The sequence below is a fragment of the Pseudoalteromonas sp. Z1A6 genome (assembly GCF_011378745.1).
Taxonomy (GTDB): domain Bacteria; phylum Pseudomonadota; class Gammaproteobacteria; order Enterobacterales; family Alteromonadaceae; genus Pseudoalteromonas; species Pseudoalteromonas arctica.
The window spans coordinates 1-506 of the sequence record NZ_WTKW01000725.1 but is presented as its reverse complement, the minus strand read 5'-3'; the positions used below and the strand labels follow the sequence as shown (position 1 = coordinate 506).

The following is a 506-nucleotide window of genomic DNA, read 5'->3' as shown; positions in this document are numbered from 1 at the left end:
TTATTTAAAATCTGCAATAAATTTTTAGCACTTGAAAAAGCTTTATCTGCGTAGTGTTTTTGCCTTGAGGGAAGCTCACTGCTTTGTAAGAGTTGCAACATACCTAATATGCCATTCATTGGGGTGCGAAGTTCATGACTCATATTGGCTACAAAATCTATTTTTGTTTTATTGGCTTTATCAGTTTGCTCCATAGCACTCGTCAGGTCGGCATTCATTGCTTCCATTTGGGAATTTAATACGCGGGTTTCGTTGAGTAGCTCTTTGGTTTGCTTATTTTTTAAATATAAAGCATTAGCTGCTTTTATTACCGACGCTATTTCAGTTTGATTTTGGCTGTTATTTGAAATAGTTACTGGCTTTTCGCTATTCATATCTTTAAGTAATAAAGTGAGCTGAGTAATTGGTTTTATAACCGATCTAAAAATAAAATAGCTTAAAAATAAAATGATTAACATAATTAAAACGGCAAATATATTTGCCTGTTTCGTATTTTTTGTTAAGTG

1 protein-coding gene is annotated in these 506 nt (G+C 32.4%); it reads right to left on the bottom strand.

The genetic code is table 11. The features are described from left to right. A partial coding sequence (locus tag GQR46_RS20515) for a histidine kinase dimerization/phospho-acceptor domain-containing protein (protein WP_346766812.1) occupies window positions 1-506 on the bottom strand: 506 nt, incomplete at both ends.